3 protein-coding genes are annotated in these 2,061 nt (G+C 65.3%); all 3 read left to right on the top strand.

What is annotated here, in order from left to right; translation table 11 throughout:
* Window positions 1–14 precede the first annotated feature (14 nt).
* Window positions 15–434, top strand: a complete 420-nt coding sequence (locus tag NFX52_RS29905) for a transposase (protein ID WP_156358547.1) — start codon at window positions 15–17, stop codon at window positions 432–434.
* Window positions 431–769, top strand: a complete 339-nt coding sequence (gene tnpB, locus NFX52_RS29900; RefSeq protein ID WP_055392902.1) for an IS66 family insertion sequence element accessory protein TnpB — start codon at window positions 431–433, stop codon at window positions 767–769. Before NFX52_RS29905 ends, tnpB begins: the two co-directional genes overlap by 4 nt.
* 102 nt (window positions 770–871) lie before the next feature.
* Window positions 872–2,061 (top strand): IS66 family transposase (gene tnpC / locus NFX52_RS29895; RefSeq protein WP_252635984.1); only part of this gene is annotated, 1,190 nt, incomplete at its 3' end.

Below are 2,061 nucleotides of genomic sequence, written 5' to 3'. Positions count from 1 at the left end.
CTCGTAGGAGCCTCGTGTCCACCTCAACTCTAGGTGGACACGTGAACACTACTCCTGAACAAAGCGGCGAAGGTCGTCGGCGCCGACGCTTGCACAGTGACGAATTCAAAGCGAACGCAGTGGCGTCATGCATGCAGCCAGGCATCTCGATGGCTGCGGTGGCGATGGCCAATGGGATCAACGCGAACCTTCTGCGCCGCTGGGTGCAAGCTGCCGAGATGCGCCCCGGTAGCGTCGTTCCAGATGCGCCGCCGGCGCCCAAGCGCCAGGGGGCAAACACACCTGCAGCCTTCGTGCCGATGCAGCTACCCGCCAAGGCTGCGGCGGCTGACATCCGCATTGAACTGCGTCGCGGCAACACCTCGATCTCCATGGCATGGCCCATCGATGCCGCCAGCGAGTGCGCGGCCTGGGTGCGCGAGTTGCTTCGATGATGCGCATTGATGCCATGTGGCTCGCAGTGGACCCCGTGGACATGCGTGCCGGAGCCGACCGCCTGATCGCCCGCGTGGTGCAAGTCTTCGGCGCCGCGCAGGCCCACCACGGCTACCTCTTTGCCAATGCGCGCGGCACGCGGATGAAGCTGGTGGTGCATGACGGCTTTGGCGTATGGTGCGCAACGCGCCGGCTCAACCAGGGACGCTTCGCTTGGCCCAGCGATGGGGCGCCGCTGCAGCAACCCGCACTCACGCAGGCCCAGTTCGAAGCCCTGATCGTGGGCCTGCCGTGGCAGCGGCTCGCGCACATGCAGACCATCACGCGCGTGTGATGGTGTGTGACGGATAGCCCCGTGCGCGCCGGTGAGGATCGCGCCCGGGGCAATTCGAGAATGCCCCGATGACATCCATCGCCAAGCTTCGGACAATGGCGCATGCTCGATGTGAATGCGCTCAAAGCCCAGGACCTCCAAGGCCTGAGCCAGAGCGCCATGGTCGAGTTGGCCACAGAGATGCTGGCCCGGATCGCGGCGATGAACACTCTGCTGCAGGCACGCGACAAGCAGGCAGCCGAGCACGCCCAGGAGATCAAGTTCAAGGACACCAAGCTGGAGCGCATCACGCACGAGCTGGCGCGTCTGAAGGCCTGGAAGTTCGGAGCCAAGACCGAACGCATGAACGCCGGGCAGCGGCAGATGTTCGAAGAGACAGCGGCCGAGGATGAGGCCAGCCTGCAGGCCCAACTGCTGGCCTTGCAGGGCACATCCGAGCCGAGCACCTCGCCTGCGGCAGGCACCAGGCGCCAGCCGCGTCGCCAACCGCTGCCAGAGCACCTGCGCCGCGTCGAGCACCGCCACGAACCCGAGAACACCACATGCCCATCGCCGGGGTGCGGTCGGGCAATGGTGCGTATTGGCGAAGACGTGAGCGAGCGGCTGGATATCGTTCCAGCCGAATTCTTCGTGCAGCGCCACGTGCGCGGCAAGTGGGCCTGCAAGTGCTGCCAGCTACTGGTGCAAGAGCCCGTCGGGCCTCAGATCATCGACAAGGGCATGCCGACATCGGGGCTGCTCGCGCACACACTGGTCAGCCGCTTCGTGGACCATCTGCCGTACTACCGGCAAGAACAAATCAATGCCCGCTCTGGCGTGCACACGCCGCGCTCGACGTTGGCTGCGTGGTCTGGAGCTGCTGGGGCCAGCCTGCAGCCGCTGTATGACGCGCATCGTGCGTTCGTGCTGGGAGCGCAGGTGTTGCATGCCGACGAAACACCGGTGAGGATGCTCGACCCCGGGGCAGGCAAGACCACCAAGGCCTACATCTGGGCGTATGCCCGGGGCGAGCACGACCGCACGCCGGGCGTGATCTACGACTTCTGCGCAGGTCGGGGTGCAAAGTATCCAATGGCGTTCCTGCAAGGCTGGTGCGGCACCATCACCTGTGACGACTACAAGGCGTACGACGCGGTGTTGCGCACAGAAGGACGCAAAGAGGCTGGGTGCCTGGCGCATGCGCGCCGCAAGTTCGATGAACTGGCCAAAGCTCATGCAAGCCCGGTAGCTGCACAGGCCATCCAGCGCATGGCCGCGCTGTACCGAATCGAGCAGCAAGCGCGGGAGATGAC

Origin of the sequence: Acidovorax facilis (assembly GCF_023913775.1) — a bacterium.
Classification (GTDB): domain Bacteria; phylum Pseudomonadota; class Gammaproteobacteria; order Burkholderiales; family Burkholderiaceae_C; genus Acidovorax; species Acidovorax facilis.
This window is presented reverse-complemented; position numbering and strand designations above follow the sequence as displayed.

Coding starts and splice junctions, on each gene's coding strand:
- tnpB (WP_055392902.1), top strand. CDS start 431: ATGATGCGCATTGATGCCATGTGGCTCGCAGTGGACCCCGTGGACATG.